This window comes from Mesorhizobium sp. P2_E6 (assembly GCF_056403835.1).
On record NZ_JBFUEQ010000001.1, the window covers coordinates 156212 to 174347 of the forward strand.

Here is an 18136-nt window from a genome sequence, read left to right on the forward strand (position 1 = left end):
CATGACAACGAAACTACTGACGGCACTGCTTCTGGGCACCAGCATTCTCGGCACGGCCGGGGTGGCTAATGCTGCAGACGTAACGCTCAACATCGAAAGCTGGCGCGGTGACGACCTTGCCATCTGGAAGGACAAGCTGATCCCGGCCTTCGAAGCCAAGAACCCGGGTATCAAGGTGGTGTTCGCACCGTCGGCGCCGACCGAGTATGACGCCGCCCTTGGTGCCAAGCTCGCCGCCGGCTCGGCGGGCGACCTGATCACCTGCCGCCCGTTCGACAAGTCGCTTGAACTGTTCAAGAAGGGCAACCTTGCCGACCTCTCGGCGCTGCCCGGCATGGACAATTTCTCGCCGGTGGCCAAGTCCGCCTGGCAGACTGACGACGGCAAGGCGAGCTTCTGCGTGCCGATGGCCTCGGTCATCCACGGCTTCATCTATAACAAGGATGCCTTCGACAAGCTCGGCATCAAGGTGCCGGAGACCCGCGACGAGTTCTTCGCCGCGCTCGACAAGATCAAGGCCGACGGCACTTACATCCCGATGGCGATGGGCACCAAGGATCTCTGGGAAGCCGCGACCATGGGCTACCAGAACATCGGCCCCAACTACTGGAAAGGCGAGGACGGCCGCGCCGCCCTGATCAAGGGCGACCAGAAGCTGACCGACAAAGACTGGGTCGCGCCGTATGAGGAACTGGCCAAGTGGAAGCCTTATCTCGGCGACGGCTTCGAGGCGCAGACCTATCCAGACAGCCAGAACCTGTTCACGCTTGGCCGCGCCGCCATCTACCCGGCCGGTTCGTGGGAAATCGGCCTGTTCAACACCCAGGCCCAGTTCAAGATGGGCGCTTTCCCGCCGCCGGTCGAGAAGGCCGGCGACACCTGCTACATCTCCGACCATACCGATATCGGCATGGGCCTGAATGCGGCTTCGAAGAACGCCGATGCGGCCAAGACCTTCCTGTCCTGGGTCGCCTCGCCGGACTTCGCCACCATCTACGCCAACGCGCTGCCAGGCTTCTTCAGCCTGAACTCCTCGCCGGTGAAGATGGCAGACCCGCTGGCGCAGGAATTCGTCTCCTGGCGCGGCAAGTGCAAGTCGACGATCCGCTCGACCTACCAGATCCTGTCGCGCGGCACGCCGAACCTCGAAAACGAGACGTGGGTTGAATCGGCGAACGTCATCAACGGCACCGACACCCCGGAAGCTGCGGCCAAGAAGCTGCAGACCGGCCTCGACAGCTGGTACAAGCCGGCGAAGTAAGAGCTCAGGCAACGAGATCGGCCGGGCGTACGCCTGGCCGGTCTCGGACTACCCTGGTTCTTCAGATTGCGCCCGTTCAGATAGCGATTGTCGGCACCGCCTCTCGGCCTTACCCTTGCTCTTCTTGGGGAAGGCTAGCTGATCAGTCGCAGGCCTTTGTTCTTGCCGCACCGGGCAAGAATGTTCGGGCCGTGCATCGAGGCATCATCTAGATCAACACCCATTTGGAACCGAGAGACGGCGGGGACCGAACTCATGGCCGCAGACACACGACCGAAAAGACCGTTCCGTTGGCACATTGGCGTCTTCCTGGCGCCGGCGGTGCTTGTCTATACGGCGATCATGATCCTGCCACTGGCCGGCACGCTGCAGCTGTCGCTGTTCCGCAACATCGAGCAGCACCAGGTCTTCGTCGGGCTGGAAAACTTCCGCACGCTGTTCGGCGACCCCAACTGGTCGGTGAATTTCTGGAATGCTCTCCGGAACAACACCTGGTTCTTCATCATCCACATGCTGGTGCAGAACCCGATCGGCGTCATGCTGGCTGCCCTTCTGTCCAGCCCGAGGCTGAGATTTGCCGCCTTCTACCGCACGGCGATCTTCGTGCCGACCATCCTGTCCTTCGTGATCGTCGGCTTCGCCTGGAAGCTGATCCTGTCGCCCCTGTGGGGCGTGGCGCCGCATCTGCTCGATCTCGTCGGCCTGAAAAGCCTGTTCACGCCGTGGCTGGGCAAGGAAGAATACGCGCTGACGGCGCTCAGCCTGATCTCGGTGTGGCAGTTCGTCGGCATCCCGATGATGCTGATCTATGCCGCCCTGCTGTCGATCCCCGAAGAGGTGATCGAGGCAGCCGAATGCGACGGCATCACCGGCATGTCGCAGTTCTGGAAGATCAAGCTGCCGCTGATCCTGCCGTCGATCGGCATCATCTCGATCCTCACCTTCGTGGGCAATTTCAACGCCTTCGACCTGATCTACACCGCGCAAGGCGCGCTCGCCGGGCCGAACTATTCGACCGATATTCTCGGCACTTTCCTCTACCGCGCCTTCTTCGGCTTCCAGCTGCAGGTCGGCGACCCCAACATGGGCGCGGCGATCGCCACGATGATGTTCCTGATCATCCTCGGCGGCGTCTGCGTCTATCTCTTCCTCGTGCAGACGCGCCTGCGTCGCTACCAGTTCTGAGGAGCAAGAGATGAGCACCGCCACCCGTTCCCTGCCCCGCACCATCGGCGCCCACGCGATCCTGCTGACCTATACGGCGATCGCGCTGTTTCCGGTTATCCTCGTCATCATGAATTCGTTCAAGTCCCGCGCCGGCATCTTCGGCGCGCCACTGACGCCGCCGACGCCAAAAACCTTCGACCTGATCGGCTACACCACCGTCATCGGCCAGGGCGATTTCATCCACTATTTCCAGAACAGCCTCGTCGTCACCGTCGCTTCGCTGTTCTTCGTGCTTTTGTTCGGCGCCATGGCTGCTTTCGCGCTGTCGGAATACCGTTTTCGCGGCAACTCGCTGATGGGGCTCTATCTGGCGCTCGGGATCATGATCCCGATCCGTCTCGGCACCGTCGCCATCCTGCAGCTGATGGTGGCGAGCGGGCTGGTCAACACGCTGACGGCGCTGATCCTGGTCTACACCGCGCAAGGCCTGCCGCTCGCCATCTTCATCCTGTCGGAGTTCATGAAGCAGGTGTCCGACGACCTGAAGAACGCCGGCCGCATCGACGGCCTGTCCGAATACACCATCTTCTTCCGGCTGGTGCTGCCGCTGGTCAGGCCATCGATGGCGACCGTCGCCGTCTTCACCATGATCCCGATCTGGAACGATCTGTGGTTCCCGCTGATCCTGGCCCCGTCGGAAGAGACCAAGACGGTGACGCTCGGCGCGCAATTGTTCCTCGGCCAGTTCGTCACCAACTGGAACGCGATCCTGGCAGCGCTCTCGCTGGCGATCATGCCGGTGCTGATCCTCTACGTCATCTTCTCGCGGCAGCTGATCCGCGGCATCACCTCGGGAGCCGTCAAGTGAGTTCGCAGACACCCCTTCGCGTCGTCGTCGCCGGCCTCGGCAATATGGGCCGCAGCCATGCGCTGGCCTATCATACCAATCCGGGCTTCCAGATCTCGGCACTGGTCAACCGCTCCGATGTGCCGCTGCCGGAAGGGCTTTCCGGCTATGGCATCAGGCGCTCCTTCGACGAGGCTTTGCGCGACGAAAAGCCCGATGTCGCCTGCATCGCCACCTATTCCGACAGCCATGCCGACTATGCGGTGAAGGCGTTCGAGGCCGGCTGCCATGTCTTCGTAGAAAAGCCGCTGGCAACGACGGTGGCCGATGCCAAACGCGTTGTCGCGGCCGCGAAGGCCAATGGCAAGAAACTGGTGATCGGCTACATCCTGCGCCATCACCCGTCCTGGATCAGGCTGATCGCCGAGGCGCGCAAGCTCGGCGGCCCCTATGTCTTCCGCATGAACCTCAACCAGCAATCCTCCGGCCATACCTGGGACACGCACAAGCAGTTGATGCAGACGACGTCGCCGATCGTCGACTGCGGCGTGCACTATCTCGACGTGATGCTGCAGATCACCGACGCCAGGCCGGTCGAGGTGCGCGGCATGGGGTTGCGGATGAGCGAAGAGATCGCGCCGTCGATGTACAATTACGGCCATCTGCAGGTGCTGTTCGATGACGGTTCGGTCGGCTGGTACGAAGCCGGCTGGGGTCCGATGATTTCGGAAACGGCCTTCTTCGTGAAGGACGTCATCTCGCCCAATGGCTGCGTGTCGATCGTTATGAAGGAGGGTGTGAAGTCCGATGACATCGACACCCACACCAAGACCTCGACCATTCGCCTGCACAGTGCGGCGACCGGCCCGGACGGCAAGTTCGCCAAGCCGGACGAAATGCTGTCGATGGCGGGCGAGCCCGGCCATCAGGATCTCTGCGATCTCGAACAGGCCTTCGTATTGAAGGCGATCCGCGAGGATATCGATCTCACCAGGCACATGGACGACGCGGTGAAATCGCTCGCCGTCTGCCTTGCCGCAGACGAGAGCGTGCGCAGCGGCGCAGCCGTCAAACTCTAGAACAGGGACGAAGCCGTGGGCTCGCTGAACATCGAGAACGTGAAGAAGGCCTTCGGGCCGGTCGAGGTGCTGAAGGGCATCAACCTCGAGGTGACGGACGGCGAATTCGTCGTCTTCGTCGGCCCGTCGGGCTGCGGCAAGTCGACCTTGCTCCGGGTCATTGCCGGACTGGAGGATTCGACCTCGGGCCGGGTCGTCATCGACGGCCAGGACGTGTCCGTCACGCCGCCGGCCAAGCGCGGCATCGCCATGGTGTTCCAGACCTATGCGCTCTACCCGCATCTGACGGTGAAGAACAATATGGGCCTCGGGCTGAAACAGGCGGGCACGCCGGCGGCCGAGATCGACCGCCGCATCGGCATTGCCTCCTCGATGCTGTCGCTGGAGCCCTATCTCGAAAGGCGGCCGGCCGAACTTTCCGGCGGCCAGCGCCAGCGCGTCGCCATCGGCCGCGCCGTGGTGCGCGAGCCCAAGCTTTTTCTCTTCGACGAGCCGCTGTCGAATCTTGATGCCGCATTGCGCGTCAACACAAGGCTGGAGATCGCGCAGCTGCACCGCCGGCTGAAGGCGACGATGATCTACGTCACCCACGACCAGGTCGAGGCGATGACGCTGGCCGACAAGATCGTGGTGCTGAACGCCGGCCGGATCGAGCAGATCGGCGGCCCGATGGAGCTCTACAATTCGCCGGCGAATGAGTTCGTCGCCGGCTTCATCGGCTCGCCGAAGATGAACTTCGTCGACGGCGCCAGGCTTGGTGAAACCGCCAAGACCATCGGCGTGCGGCCGGAGCATCTGACCGTCGATCCCAAATCCGGCGCCTGGAAGGGCACGGTCGTCCACGCCGAGCATCTTGGCGCCGACACCAATCTCTATCTCGACTGCGAGAAGGCCGGCCTGATCACCGTGCGCATCTTCGGCGTCTACGACGCCGAGCCGGGCGCCACGCTCTATGCGACGCCGGACCCGGCCAAGACCTATCGGTTTGGCGCGGATGGGAAGGTGCTGAAGTAATATCGCTGCAGAGGGCAGCGTTGGTTCCCTTCTCCCCGTCCGGGGAGAAGGTGCCGGCAGGCGGATGAGGGGCGGCGCAAACTTATCGACCTTAAGTGCTCAAGCGTCAGCCTTGAACGTCTGCTTCTGCTGGCCAAGGCCTTCGATGCCGAGCTCGACAACATCACCGGCCTTCAAGAACACCGGCGGCTTCATGCCCAGCCCGACGCCGGGTGGGGTGCCGGTCGAGATGATGTCGCCGGGGTGCAGCGACATGAACTGGCTGAGGTAGGAAACAAGGTATGCCACGCCATAGACCATGGTCTTGGTCGAGCCGTTCTGCATCGTCTTGCCGTTGACGGTCAGCCACATCTTGATGTTCTGCGGGTCGGCGACCTCGTCCTTGGTCACCAGCCACGGGCCGATCGGACCGAAGGTGTCGCAGGACTTGCCCTTGGTCCACTGGCCCTGCCGCTCGGCCTGGAAGGCGCGTTCGGAGACATCGTGGGCGACGCAATAGCCGGCGACATAGTCAAGCGCGTCGGCTTCGCTGACATATTTCGCCGTCTTGCCGATGACCACGGCCAGTTCGACTTCCCAGTCGGTCTTCACCGAGCCGCGCGGGATCAGCACGTCGTCGTCGGGCCCGACGATGGCCGAGCTTGCCTTCATGAAGATGATTGGCTCCGGCGGCACGGTGGCGCCGGTCTCGGCGGCGTGGTCGGAATAGTTGAGGCCGATGCAGATGAACTTGCCAGTGCCGGCAACGCAGGCGCCGATGCGGGGCTTGCCGGAAACCGCCGGCAGCGACTTGGGATCGAGCTTGGCCAGCGTCGCCAGCGATGCCGGATCGAGCGCCTTGCCGCCGATGTCGGCGACATGGCCGGTGAGATCACGGATCGTTCCATCCGCATCGAGCAGGCCGGGGCGTTCGCTCCCCGCCTCGCCATAGCGCAGCAGCTTCATGGTATGTCTCCTCAGTCGGTTTGGTTCAGATCGACCAGCCGCCGTCGATATTATAGGCCTGTCCGGACGTATAGGTAGCGCCGGCCAGATAGACGGCGAGATCGGCGATTTCCTCCGGCGTGCCGAGCCGGCCCATCGGCTGGCGGGCGATGAAGGCGGCGCGGGCCGCTTCGTAGTCGCCCTGCGCATGCATGCGGTCCTGCAGCGACGGGCTCTCGACCGTGCCGGGGCAAATGGCATTGCAGCGAATGCCCTTGGCGACATAGTCGGCAGCGATTGCCTTGGTCAGGCCGATGACCGCAGCCTTGGTGACGCCATAGGCGAAGCGGTTCGGCACGCCCTTGCCGGCGCCGGCAACCGACGACATGTTGATGATCGATCCGTCGCCGCGCTCTAGCATGCCGGGCAGCACCGCTTTGATGGTGCGTATCATGGCGCGGACGTTGAGGTTGAAGGCGAAATCGAGATCGGCGTCCTTCATCTCGAGGATCGAGCCGGAATGGACGAAGCCGGCACAATTGAACAGCACGTCGACCTTGCCGATCTCGGCGAAGGCGGCGTTGACGGCATCGTCGTTGAGCACATCGAGCTTGCGGGTCTTGATGTCGGAGGTCTTGGCGAGTTCCGCCAGCAGCGCCTCGTTGATGTCGGTGGCGTAGACGATGGCACCCGCCTTGGCGAAGGCCAGCGCGCTCGCCTTGCCGATGCCTTGCGCCGCTGCCGTGACGACAACGACCTTGCCTGCCAGATCCGCCATGCTCTTCTCCTCGTCCGCTTGGGGTCGTCCGGGTCTACCGGTGGTCGGCCACGGCGTCATGGGCCAGTCGGACGCCATCATGCGGCCTGCGCGCCTGTCAGCCCACAGATACAGATAAAGATGTTTTTTCTCGTTAAAGAACATGCATCCGGGCGTCAAGTCCGAACACGATCACCATCGCGGCAGCGGTGTCGAAACTGCCCAAAGCGCACGACGCGCTTTGGTTCCCTGTCTTCATCCATGTCGTGTCCCAAAACCGCTGACGCCTTTTGGGCGACGTTCATCAGTCCCCGTAAGGCACCCAGACGTTCTTGACCTCGACGGCGCGGCGCAGGAAGGCATCGCCGGCCGCCTCGTCGGACGCCCAGTCGAGGCCGCGGCCATTGCCGCTCCAGACGCGCTTGAGGTTGCCGATGGACTCGGCCTCCGCCTTGGCGCAGGTGTCGGCATCGGCGAACACCCAAAGCCCGTCAACATCGTCATGCTTGGCCAGCACACCGGCAAGTTCGGCCGTGCGGCCGGTGACGATGTTGATGGCGCCGGCCGGAACGTCGGAATATTCGATGACCTGATAGAGGTCGGTGGCGACCAGCGGGTACCGCTCGGACGGCACCGCGACCACGGTGTTGCCCATGGCGAGCGCCGGTGCGACGAGCGAGATCAGGCCAAGCAGCGGTGACGCGTCGGGGGCGACGACGCCGACAACGCCGACCGGTTCGTGCAGCGCCAGTGTCACGGCACGTGCCGGCGGCTGGTGAACGCGGCCCTCGAACTTGTCGGCAAGGCCTGCATAGAGGAACAGCCGCTCGATCGACTGGTCGACCTCGTCGCGCGCTGCCTTGGGCGTAGCGCCGGTCAGCTCGGTGAGGCGAGCGGCAAACTCGCCGGCGCGTCCGGAAAGATTTTCGGCCAGATAGTAGAGCACCTGGGAGCGGTTGTAGGCGGTCGCTTCCGGCCAGGCTTTGCAGGCTCGCGCCGCCGAAACGGCGTCGCGGATATCCTTGCGGCTGCCGAGACCGACCTCGCCGGCAAGCTTGCCCTTGGCGGTGGCGACAGCCAGCGAATAGTTGCCGTCCGGCCGCACCTGCTTGCCGCCGATGAACAGCTTTGCCGTGCGGTCGATCGTATCGCCGTCGGATTGCTCGGCAGGTTGCTCGGAGACTGCCGCCGGCTTGATCACCGGGCCAAGTGGCAATTTGGCCGCCAGATATTCGAACATGCCTTCGCGCCCGCCTTCGCGGCCGAAACCGCTCTCGCGGTAGCCGCCGAAACCGCAGGCGGCGTCGAACATGTTGGTGCCGTTGACCCAGACAACGCCAGCCTTCAATTGCGGCGCGACATGCAAGGCGAGGTTGACGTTCTCGCTCCACACCGAGGCGGCCAGCCCATAGCGCGTGTTGTTGGCAAGCTCAATCGCTTCCTCGGTGTTGCGGAAGGTCATGGTCGCCAGCACCGGCCCGAACACTTCCTCTTGCGCCAAAATATTAGCCGGCGAAACACCGGTGGCGAGCGTCGGCAGATGGTAATAGCCGGAGGTAGGCAGCGCGGCGTCCGGCTGCCAGCACACAGCGCCCTGTCTGGCGCCCTCGGCAACCAGGCCCTTGACCCGGTCGAGCTGTGTGGCGTCGACCAGCGGGCCGATATCGGTGTTCTTGTCGAGCGGGCTGCCGACGCGCAGCCGGCTCATGCGTGTCTTGACCTTGGCGATGAGGGCATCGGCGATGCCTTCCTGCACCAGAAGCCGCGAACCGGCGCAGCAGACCTGGCCCTGGTTGAACCAGATGCCGTCGACCAGCCCTTCGACGGCGCTGTCGAGATCGGCGTCCTCGAAGACTATGAAGGCCGACTTGCCGCCAAGCTCCAGCGACAGTTTCTTCCCTGAACCCGCCGTAGCTTTCCTGATGATTTTGCCGACGTCCGACGAACCAGTGAAGGCGATCTTCTGGATGCCGGGGTGGTTGACGATGGCCGCACCGGCCTCCGGGCCGCCTTGGACGATGTTGACGACGCCCTTCGGCACGCCGGCACGTTCGCAGATTTCGGCGAACAGGATGGCGGTCAGCGGCGTGAATTCGGCCGGTTTCAGAACCACGGTGCAGCCGGCGGCAAGCGCCGGCGCGATCTTCCAGGCCAGCATCAGCAGCGGAAAATTCCACGGGATGATTTGGCCGACGACGCCGACACCCTTGTGGCCGGGGAAATCCCCGTCCAGCGCCTGTGCCCAGCCGGCATGGTGGATGAAATGGCGGATGGCCAGCGGCACGTCGATGTCGCGGCTTTCGCGGATCGGCTTGCCATTGTCGATCGACTCCAGCACCGCGAACAAGCGCTGGTGGCGCTGCATGGCGCGGCCGATGGCATAGAGCACTTTCGCTCTGACATAGCCTGAAGACGCCGACCATTTCGGCAGCGCCTTGGCCGCGGCCGAAACCGCGGCGTCTATATCGGCGGCATTGGCGTCCGACACTTTGGCCAGCAGCTTGCCGGAGGAGGGCTCGCTGGTCTCGAAGGTCTTGCCGCCGGAAGCGGCTTTCCAGTCGCCGCCGATGAACAGCGCCTTGCCGAAGTCGCGCGCCGCAAGCCAGGCGTCGGCCTCGTTGCGGGCTTCCGGCGCCGGGCCGTACTCCATGGCGTGATAACGGTCGAGAATGTTCATAGGGTTCCTCCTTCACCTCCCCTCGTGGGGAGGGTCGATCGGCAAAGCCGATCGGGGTGGGGCGTTCAAGCCATCGCGTGGCGATGATTGGCCGAATAGTGCCCGGTCAGATGGTGTTCGAGCTGGCGCTCGATGTCGGTCAAAAGGCTCGAGGCGCCGAAGCGGAACAGCTCGGGCTCCAGCCATGGCCGGCCGAGTTCTTCCTTCATCAGCACCAGCCAGTCGAGCGAGGCTTTTGCCGTGGAGATGCCGCCAGCCGGCTTGAAGCCGATGTGATAGCCGGTCTCCTCGAGATAGGCGCGGATGGCGCGAACCATGGCGAGGCCAACCGGTAGCGTGGCGTTCACACTTTCCTTGCCGGTCGAGGTCTTGATGAAGTCGGCGCCGGCCATCATAGCCACCATCGAGGCGAGCATGACATTGCGCAGCGTGGCGAGGTCACCGGTGCCGAGGATAACCTTCAGATGCGCATCCCCACAGGCGGCGCGCATCGAGACGATCTCGTTGTAGAGCTCCCGCCACTTGGCGCCGAACACCAACCCGCGTGGAATGACAACGTCGATCTCGTCGGCGCCGTCCTTCACCGAGGCCTCGATTTCCTGCAGGCGGGTGGAAAGTGGGGCAAGGCCGTGCGGGAAGGCGGTGGAAACGGCTGCGACGTGAATGCCGGTGCCGCGCACGGCATCGACCGCGGTCGCGACGAAGGGATGGTAGACGCAAACGGCGGCCGGGCGAATGACCTCGCCCGCAATACCGAGACCCTCGACGATATCGCGGCGGAACGGATTGATCGCCTTGGCGCACAGCCGGCGCACGCGCTCTTCGGTGTCGTTGGAATTCAGCGTCGTCAGGTCCATGCAGGCGACGGCGCGCAGCAGCCAGGCCGCCTGATTGTCGGCCTTGATAGAGCGCCGCTTGGTCAGGCTCGCGACGCGGCGTTCGAGCGCCGAGCGGTTGACGCTGCGCACCGACTCCATGAAGCCGAGGTCGAGCTTCATGCCGGGGTTGCGCGCGATGCGATGGTCCAGCGGAACGGGGGTATTGGCGGCGGCGCGCGCCGGCAGTGGCGTCACCTTCGACGCGCCGGCACCAAGCTCGGCTTCGCGGATAGTGCTGCTCATCTCCTGCCCTTTCATTCAGCGACTTGCGCCGAAGATAGCCCGTGAATTGACGCTTCACGAGTCCCTTAATGCATGCCGCCCAAAGTGCGCAGCGGTTTTGGGACAACGGCATGCATCGACAAAAAACAAAAAGCGCGTCGCGTAAGGCGACGCGCTTTTGCGCTCATAGCTTAAAAAGGCCGCGAAAGCAGCTAGTTTTTTGACCGAAAGGTCAAAACTTGATTTCTGAGTGTGTTGGTCGGCTCAGCCGACGAAGGCGCGTTCGACGACAAAACTCGCCGGATGATGCAGAGAGCCCTCCTCGAAGCCGAGGCGCTCGGCCAGCTCCTTGACGTCCTTCAGCATGTGCATCGAACCGCAGATCATGATGCGGTCGGTTTCCGGATTGAGCTTGTCGATGCCGAGATCGGTATAGAACTTGCCGGATCCGATCAGCGCGGTGATGCGGCCCATGCGCGCCGATTCTTCGCGGGTCGTCGAATTGTAGAGGGTGACACGGCCACCGGTCAGCTCGCCGATCAGCGGATCGCTTTCGAGCCCGGCGACCAGCTCCTGGCCATAGATGAGCTCGGCAGTGTCGCGGCAGGTATGGGTCAGGACGACCTGCTCGAACTTCTCATAGGTGTCGGGGTCGCGCAGCAGGCTGGCGAAGGGTGCTATGCCGGTGCCGGTCGAGATCATGAACAGGCGTTTTGCGGGCGTCAGCGCGTCGACGACCAGCGTGCCGGTCGACTTCTGGCGCATGATGACGGTGTCGCCGACCTGGATCTTCTGTAGTTCCGAGGTCAGCGGGCCGTCCGGCACCTTGATCGAGAAGAACTCCAGCTCGTCGTCCCAGGCGGGGCTCGCCACCGAATAGGCGCGGAACACCGGCTTCTCGGCATTGGGCAGGCCGATCATGACGAACTCGCCGGAACGGAAGCGCAGCGACTGCGGCCGGGTGATGCGGAACGAGAACAGCCGGTCCGTATAGTGCTTCACCGAGACGACGGTCTCGGCATAGACATTGGCCGGAATCGGAAACTGCAGCGGGCGGGCGCCGGCGGTATTGAATGCGGATGTGGTGTTCATCAAATCCAACCTTCTGGCCCAACTGCAAACGCGGGCACCAAACCTTCACCTGCGCGCCCGAACCGTTCAGGTTCCGGCGTGCTGCCTGCACACTCCGAAGCAGTAAGCTCTTGTGTCCGGAATTTATTAGTATACAAACGATATTTGCGTCAAGATACCGCCGCGAAACACCTTTCCAAACTGTGACATATCCGTAGTCCGCGCATTTCGGGTTTCGACAATGAAAGAGAATTTTTCGGTGCAGCAGCCGGATTCCCTGGGCAGCGTCGTCGCCGGTATCGATGTCGGCGGGACCTTTACCGACCTGCTTCTGATCGACGGCCGAGACGGTGGCCGGGTGCATATAGCCAAGACCCCGACCACGGTCGACAACCAGGCGTTCGGCGTCGTTTCGGCGCTCGGCGCCACCGGATTTCCGATCGACGGCATCGACCTCATCGTGCATGGCACGACCACCACCACCAATGCGGTGCTCGAACGCCGGCTGGCGAAAACCGGCATGATCACCACGCGCGGCTTTCGCGACGTGATCGAGCTTGGCCGGCGCACGCGGCCGCAGCCCTATGGCATGACCGGTAGTTTCGTGCCGATCATCCCGCGCAATCTGAGGCTCGAAGTCTCGGAGCGCGTCGAGGCGTCGGGCACGGTGCGCACGCCGCTCGACGAGGCTGAAATGAGCGACGCCGTGAAGGCGCTGATCGAGGCCGGCTGCGAATCCCTGGTCATCCACTTCCTGCATTCCTACGCCAACCCGGCGCATGAACGGCGCGCCGCCGAAATCGCCGCCGAACTCTGGCCGAACGGCTACATCACGTCGGGCCACGCGCTGCTGTCGGAGGCGCGCGAATTCGAGCGCGGCGTCACCGCTTCGGTCAACGCGTCGGTGCAGCCGATCCTCGAGCGCTATGTCGAGCGGCTGCGCAAGGAGTTGGGCTCGAAAGGCTATGCCCGCGACTTCCTGATCATGAACGGCAATGGCGGCATGATCTCGGCCCGCTTCGTCACACGTGAATCGGCCAAGACCGTCATGTCCGGTCCGGCCTCGGGTGTCATCGCCGCCGCCTATACGGGAAAACGCGCCGGCTACGAAAACCTCGTCACCTACGACATGGGCGGCACCTCGACCGACGTGGCGCTGATCCGCAACGCCGAGCCGGCTGTCTCGAACGAGATCGAGATCGAATATGCCATGCCGATCCACGTGCCGATGGTGGCGGTGCACACGGTCGGCGCCGGCGGCGGCTCGATCGCCCGCGTCGACGCCGCCGGCCTGATCCAGATCGGTCCGGAAAGCGCCGGCGCCAATCCCGGCCCGATCTGCTACGGACGCGGCGGCCTCGAGCCGACCATCACCGACGCCAACCTGGTGCTCGGCCGGCTGGCCCCGAAAAAGCTGCTGGCGGTCGAAAACCCGGTCACTGTCGAGCGCGTCACCGGTATCTTCGAGGAGAAGATCGGCAAGGCGACCGGCCTGTCCGGCGTCGAGGCGGCGGGCGCGGTGCTGCGGCTCGGCAACATGAAGATGGCCGGCGCCATCCGCATGGTTTCGGTGTCGCGCGGCCATGATCCGCGCGATTTCGCACTGTTCGCCTTCGGCGGCGCCGGGCCGCTGCACGCAACCGCCCTGGCGCGCGAACTCGGCCTGCCCAAGGTGCTGGTGCCGGCGCGGCCAGGTATCACCAACGCGCTCGGCTGCGTCGTCGCCGATCTGCGCCACGACTTCGTCAACACCGTCAACCAGCCGGTGGCGGTACTCGACCAGGACCAGCTTCACGCCGTATTGGAACGGCACCGAAACGAAGGCGAGGAGCTCATCGGCAAGGAAGCGGTGAAGCCCGAGACGATCCGCGCCACCCACTCCGCCGACATGCAGTTCGTCGGCCAGACCCACATCATCAACGTGCCGTTGCCATCCTCGTCGGTGACCAAACATGAGCTGCAAACGCTGTTCGAAAAAGCCTATTTCGCCCGCTTCAAGGTCGAGCTGCCGGAAATCCGCGCCAACCTCGTCAACCTCAACACCTCGGTGACGGGTGTGCGGCCGGCGATCGACCTGTCGCGTTTGATCGACCCGGCTGGTCGCGGAAAAACGCTCGACGAGGCACGGCGCGAGATTCGGCCGGTCTGGTACGGCGGGCGCTGGCACGACACGCCGGTTTACGCGCGCGAAAAGCTGCCGCTCGACGCGGTCATCGAAGGCCCGGCGATCCTCGAACAGATGGATGCGACCACCGTGCTCGAACCCGGCGACCGGGCGCGCTCGGACGCCGACGGCAACATCATCATCGACATTGGCGAGGCCTGAGATGCCTGACATTGATATGGCAAAGCTCGACGCCATCACCCTTTCGGTCCTCCAGGCGGCCTTGCAGCAGGTCTGCGACGAGATGGACCTGACCTTCTCCCGCGCCGCCTTCTCGCCGGTCATCGCTGAGGCCAACGACCGCTCCGATGGCATCTATTCGGCTGTCGATGGCTCGCTGATCGCGCAGGGGTCGCAGGGCCTGCCGGTGTTCGTCGGCGTCATGCAGTATTCGACCAAAACGGTGATCGAGATGATCGCCGATGGCCGCTGCCTGCCGCCGGAGCCCGGCGACATCTACATCGTCAACGATCCCTATCTCGGCGGCACCCACCTGATGGATGTGCGCTTCGCCATGCCGGTCTACCGGGCTGGCAAGATTTTCTGCTGGCTGTCCAACACCGGCCACTGGCCTGACATTGGCGGCTCGGTGCCGGGCGGTTTCTCGGCTTCCGCGACCGCGGTCGAACAGGAAGGCCTCCGGCTGCCACCGGTCAAGCTGTTCAAGAAGGGCGTACTTGACCCCGAAATCTACGCCATCATCTGCTCCAACATCCGCGTTGCCGACCAGCGGATCGGCGACATCCGCGCCCAGGCCGCCGCGTTGCTGATCGGCCAGGATCGGCTTAACGGAATCCTCGATCGTTACGGAGACGAAACCGTTGTCGAGGCGATCGCCGAACTGCGCCGGCGGGCCGCCGAACAGATGCGCGCCAACATATCCGCCATCCCCAATGGCACCTACCATTCCAAGGCCTTTGTCGATTCCGACGGGGTGGTCAACGAGCCACTGACCATCGCGCTGGCTGTCGAGAAACGGGGCGACACGCTGACCTTCGATTTCGCCGGCTCGTCAAAGCCCTGCGCTGGGCCGATGAACAGCGTGCTGGCGACGACCTTGTCCTCGGTCTACCTCGCCATGCGCCACATTTTCCCGGATGTGCCGATCAGCGCCGGCGCTTTCGAGCCGCTTGAGGTCAAGCGTCCGGAGGGCACGTTCCTCGACGCCAAATATCCGCGCCCCGTCTCGGGCTGCGCAGCCGAGGTCTCGCAACGCATCGCCGAGGCGGTGTTCGCGGCGATGGTCCAGGCGCTGCCGGACAAGGTGACGGCGGCACCCGCCGGATCCAGCGGCAATTTCGCGCTCGGCGGCAACGATCCGGCGCGCGGCCGCGACTACGTCATGTACCAGATCTCCGGCGGCGGCTATGGAGGCAATTCAGGCCATGACGGCCTGACCAATGGCTGCTCGACCATCGGCATCTCCAAGTCGCCGCCGGTCGAGATCATGGAACAGGCCTTTCCGGTGCTCTACCGCCACTACGCCTTGCGCGAAGGCTCGGGCGGCGCCGGCAAGCAGCGTGGTGGTTTTGGCCTCGCCTATGAGGTCGAGATCCTGCGCGGCGACGCCCGCGCTTCCTTCGTCATGGATCATGGCCGTTTCGGCCCGCAGGGCGCCCTCGGCGGCAAGGACGGCGCGGTCAACACGGTGACCGTCTTCCGCAATGGCGAGGAGCATGTGCCGCCACATCTGTCCAAGGAGCAGGATATCGCGCTTAAGGCCGGCGACCGTGTGCGCGTCGGCACGCCGGGCGGCGGCGGCTATGGTGATCCGATGGAGCGCGATGCCGATCTGGTGCTGCGCGATGTGGCGTTGGGATACTACACGTCAGCGGAAGCCAGCGAAAAATTCGGCGTTGTCCTGTCGGCGGGCGAGTTCGCCATTGACCGGAAGGCGACGGACGAGCAGCGCGCCGGCTAACACTGAAGGCGGCTTGGATCGCTCGCGCGCCGTGATCGCCGCAGCACATGTCGTTTCCGTCTCCGCCGGAGTCACGAAAGCCCGTAGACTTCTCCGGTCAACGGAGATCTCGGACATGCGTCTTTTCGGTCGTTTCGTGCTTGCCGCCTCGGTCGCCCTGGTTCTCGCCACGGGTGCCGCATCCGCCCAGGACAAGAAGCTCAGGATCGGCACCGAGGGCGCCTATCCGCCCTTCAACTACGCCAATGCCGACGGCACGCTGGGCGGCTTCGACATCGACCTCGGCAAGGCGCTGTGCGCTGAGATGAAGGCCGAGTGCGAGTTCACCGTGCAGGATTTCGACGGTTCTATCCCAGCGCTGCAGGCCGGCAAGTTCGATGCGATCATCAACATCACCATCACACCGGAGCGGGCCGAGAAGGTCGAGTTCACCCACAAATACTACCAGACGCCGCCGGCCATCGCGGTGCCGAAGGATTCGACCATATCAGGCACATCGCCGGAGGACCTAAAAGGCAAGGCGCTCGGCGTGCAGACCGCGACCATCCACCAGAAATTCGCCGAGCAGAAATACTCAGGCTCGACCGTCAAGGCCTATCCGACCGGCGATGACGCCCGCACCGACATGGCCAACGGACGCCTCGACGCGATGATGGACGGCTCGATCATTCTGACCGAGTGGCTGAAGAAACCAGACGGCGCCTGCTGCAAGCTGCTTGGCACCTTGACGGCCGACCCGGCCATTCACGGCCCCGGCGTCGGCATCGCGCTGCAGAAAGGCGACAAGGAGCTGGCCGACAAGTTCAATGCGGCAATAGACGCACTGCGTGCCAACGGAAAATACAAGGAAATCAACGATAAATACTTTTCCTTCGACGTTTACGGCAGCTGATCCCGGCAGAAATTCCCTTCGGCAGCGCTGTCCGGCGCTGCCGATTTCTATGAATAATGGAGACTTTCTTGGCTGAACGGCGCTCCCCCTTCTACAGCAGCATCGTCGGACTAGGCGCGACCATGGGTCGGGTCGGTGGCGATTTCATCTCGGCCAAGACTTATTCCGGCATTGCCGACGAGCACCTGAACACGCGCAGGAATGTCGGCGTGCAGGATCTCAGCACCATGGGCAAGATGGACATCAAGGGGCCAGACGCCGAGGCGCTGGTCAATCATGTCATCGTCAACGATGCGGCGGCGATGAAGCCCGGCCAGGTCCGTTATTCCACCGTCTGCCGCGAGGATGGCGGCATCATGGACGACCTCACCGTGTTCCGTCTGGCGCCCGAACATTTCATGCTGGTGACCGGCTCGGTCAATCGTCTCAAGATGCTGCCGTGGCTTTTGCATCATGCGCAGGGGCGCAAGGCCTATGTCACCGACATCACCGCGGCCATCGCCTTCCCGACCATCCAGGGGCCGCGCTCGCGCGAACTGCTGAAGGCGTTGATCGCCGATGCCGATCTGGACGGGCTCAAGCGCTGGTCGTTCACCTCGGGACGCATTGGTGAAACGAAGGTGCTGACTCGCGCACCGGCGTGACCGGCGAGCTCGGCTTCGAACTGTTCGTGCCGGCCGACGAGGCGGCTTCGGTCTGGAACGCGCTGATGACAACCGGCCGTGACTTTGGCCTGAAACCCTATGGCGTGCTGGCGATGTTCACGCTCGGACTGGAAAAAGCCTATCCGGCGCATGGCATCGACATGGACGAGACCCGCACGCCGTTCCATGTCGGCCTCGACCGCTGGATCAAATTCGACAAGGGCGATTTCGTCGGCCGCGAAGCCTTGCTCAACGTCCGCGACAAGGGCCTGGACGAGCAATGGGTCGGGCTGATCCTCGACGGCGACAGGCCGGCCGCGACCGACGCCAGGGTGCTGGCCGATGGTGAGGACGCCGGCATCGTCACCTACAGCGACCACGGCTATTCCCTCGGCAAGGTGCTGGCGACCGCGCATCTGCGGCTGCCGTTCACGGCTGTCGGCACAGAACTCAGCATCGACATCGACGGCAAGCCGACCCACGCGGTCGTCGCGCCAATCCCGTTCTTCGACCCTGAGGGGGAGAGGCTGAGGGCCTAGCGCGGCTTGTTCCGGAAATCGCTTTGGGCTTTCCTTTTGGGTTAGCGAATAAACGGGGTATCGTTGCGGAAGGCCGACA

Annotated in this window: 15 protein-coding genes; 10 read left to right on the forward strand and 5 right to left on the reverse strand. The window is 63.8% G+C overall.

Annotated features, from left to right (window positions below):
- Position 1: 1 nt before the first annotated feature.
- The 5 genes from AC1D08_RS00740 to AC1D08_RS00760 all read left to right on the forward strand — a co-directional run bounded on the left by AC1D08_RS00740 (position 2) and on the right by AC1D08_RS00760 (position 5368).
- The gene (locus AC1D08_RS00740; RefSeq protein ID WP_457150529.1) at positions 2-1261 is read left to right on the forward strand and encodes an ABC transporter substrate-binding protein; all 1260 of its coding nucleotides are present in this window, start codon (positions 2-4) and stop codon (positions 1259-1261) included.
- A 255-nt stretch (positions 1262-1516) separates the two neighbouring features.
- On the forward strand, positions 1517-2446 hold the full coding sequence (locus AC1D08_RS00745; RefSeq protein WP_477224936.1) for a carbohydrate ABC transporter permease: 930 nt from the start codon (positions 1517-1519) through the stop codon (positions 2444-2446).
- A gap of 10 nt (positions 2447-2456) precedes the next feature.
- Positions 2457-3296, forward strand: coding sequence for a carbohydrate ABC transporter permease (locus AC1D08_RS00750; protein ID WP_095083652.1), 840 nt, complete (start codon positions 2457-2459; stop codon positions 3294-3296).
- The gene (locus tag AC1D08_RS00755; protein WP_477422391.1) at positions 3293-4354 is read left to right on the forward strand and encodes a Gfo/Idh/MocA family protein; all 1062 of its coding nucleotides are present in this window, start codon (positions 3293-3295) and stop codon (positions 4352-4354) included. The genes AC1D08_RS00750 and AC1D08_RS00755 overlap by 4 nt, the downstream gene beginning before the upstream one ends.
- A 15-nt stretch (positions 4355-4369) precedes the next feature.
- A complete protein-coding gene (locus AC1D08_RS00760) occupies positions 4370-5368 on the forward strand; it encodes an ABC transporter ATP-binding protein (protein WP_457150532.1) in 999 nt (332 codons plus the stop codon).
- Between the two features lie 99 nt (positions 5369-5467).
- On the opposite strand, the gene AC1D08_RS00765 is transcribed toward AC1D08_RS00760, so the two are convergent.
- The 5 genes from AC1D08_RS00765 to AC1D08_RS00785 all read right to left on the reverse strand — a co-directional run bounded on the left by AC1D08_RS00765 (position 5468) and on the right by AC1D08_RS00785 (position 11918).
- Entirely contained in the window at positions 5468-6313 is an 846-nt protein-coding gene (locus tag AC1D08_RS00765; protein WP_457150533.1) for a fumarylacetoacetate hydrolase family protein, read from the reverse strand.
- A 25-nt stretch (positions 6314-6338) separates the two neighbouring features.
- Positions 6339-7070: an SDR family oxidoreductase gene (locus AC1D08_RS00770; RefSeq protein ID WP_457150534.1), complete on the reverse strand. Its 732-nt coding sequence runs from the start codon at positions 7068-7070 to the stop codon at positions 6339-6341.
- A 283-nt stretch (positions 7071-7353) separates the two neighbouring features.
- A complete protein-coding gene (locus tag AC1D08_RS00775; protein WP_457150535.1) occupies positions 7354-9726 on the reverse strand; it encodes an aldehyde dehydrogenase family protein in 2373 nt (790 codons plus the stop codon).
- Positions 9727-9791: 65 nt separating this feature from the next.
- Complete coding sequence (deoC, locus tag AC1D08_RS00780; RefSeq protein ID WP_477422394.1) at positions 9792-10847, reverse strand: deoxyribose-phosphate aldolase; 1056 nt, start codon at positions 10845-10847, stop codon at positions 9792-9794.
- Positions 10848-11090: 243 nt separating this feature from the next.
- Complete coding sequence (locus AC1D08_RS00785; protein ID WP_457150537.1) at positions 11091-11918, reverse strand: ferredoxin--NADP reductase; 828 nt, start codon at positions 11916-11918, stop codon at positions 11091-11093.
- Between the two features lie 220 nt (positions 11919-12138).
- Between AC1D08_RS00785 and AC1D08_RS00790 the strand changes: the two genes are divergently transcribed.
- The 5 genes from AC1D08_RS00790 (at position 12139) to AC1D08_RS00810 (ending at position 18057) form a co-directional block, all read left to right on the forward strand.
- On the forward strand, positions 12139-14223 hold the full coding sequence (locus tag AC1D08_RS00790) for a hydantoinase/oxoprolinase family protein (protein WP_457150538.1): 2085 nt from the start codon (positions 12139-12141) through the stop codon (positions 14221-14223).
- Positions 14224-14239: 16 nt separating this feature from the next.
- A complete protein-coding gene (locus AC1D08_RS00795; RefSeq protein WP_457150541.1) occupies positions 14240-15982 on the forward strand; it encodes a hydantoinase B/oxoprolinase family protein in 1743 nt (580 codons plus the stop codon).
- 115 nt (positions 15983-16097) lie between these two features.
- A complete protein-coding gene (locus AC1D08_RS00800; RefSeq protein ID WP_457150539.1) occupies positions 16098-16874 on the forward strand; it encodes an ABC transporter substrate-binding protein in 777 nt (258 codons plus the stop codon).
- 68 nt (positions 16875-16942) lie between these two features.
- Positions 16943-17518 (forward strand): hypothetical protein, encoded by a 576-nt coding sequence (locus tag AC1D08_RS00805; protein ID WP_477422395.1) that lies wholly within the window; start codon positions 16943-16945, stop codon positions 17516-17518.
- Complete coding sequence (locus tag AC1D08_RS00810) at positions 17515-18057, forward strand: glycine cleavage T C-terminal barrel domain-containing protein (RefSeq protein ID WP_457155178.1); 543 nt, start codon at positions 17515-17517, stop codon at positions 18055-18057. The genes AC1D08_RS00805 and AC1D08_RS00810 overlap by 4 nt, the downstream gene beginning before the upstream one ends.
- Positions 18058-18136 lie beyond the last annotated feature (79 nt).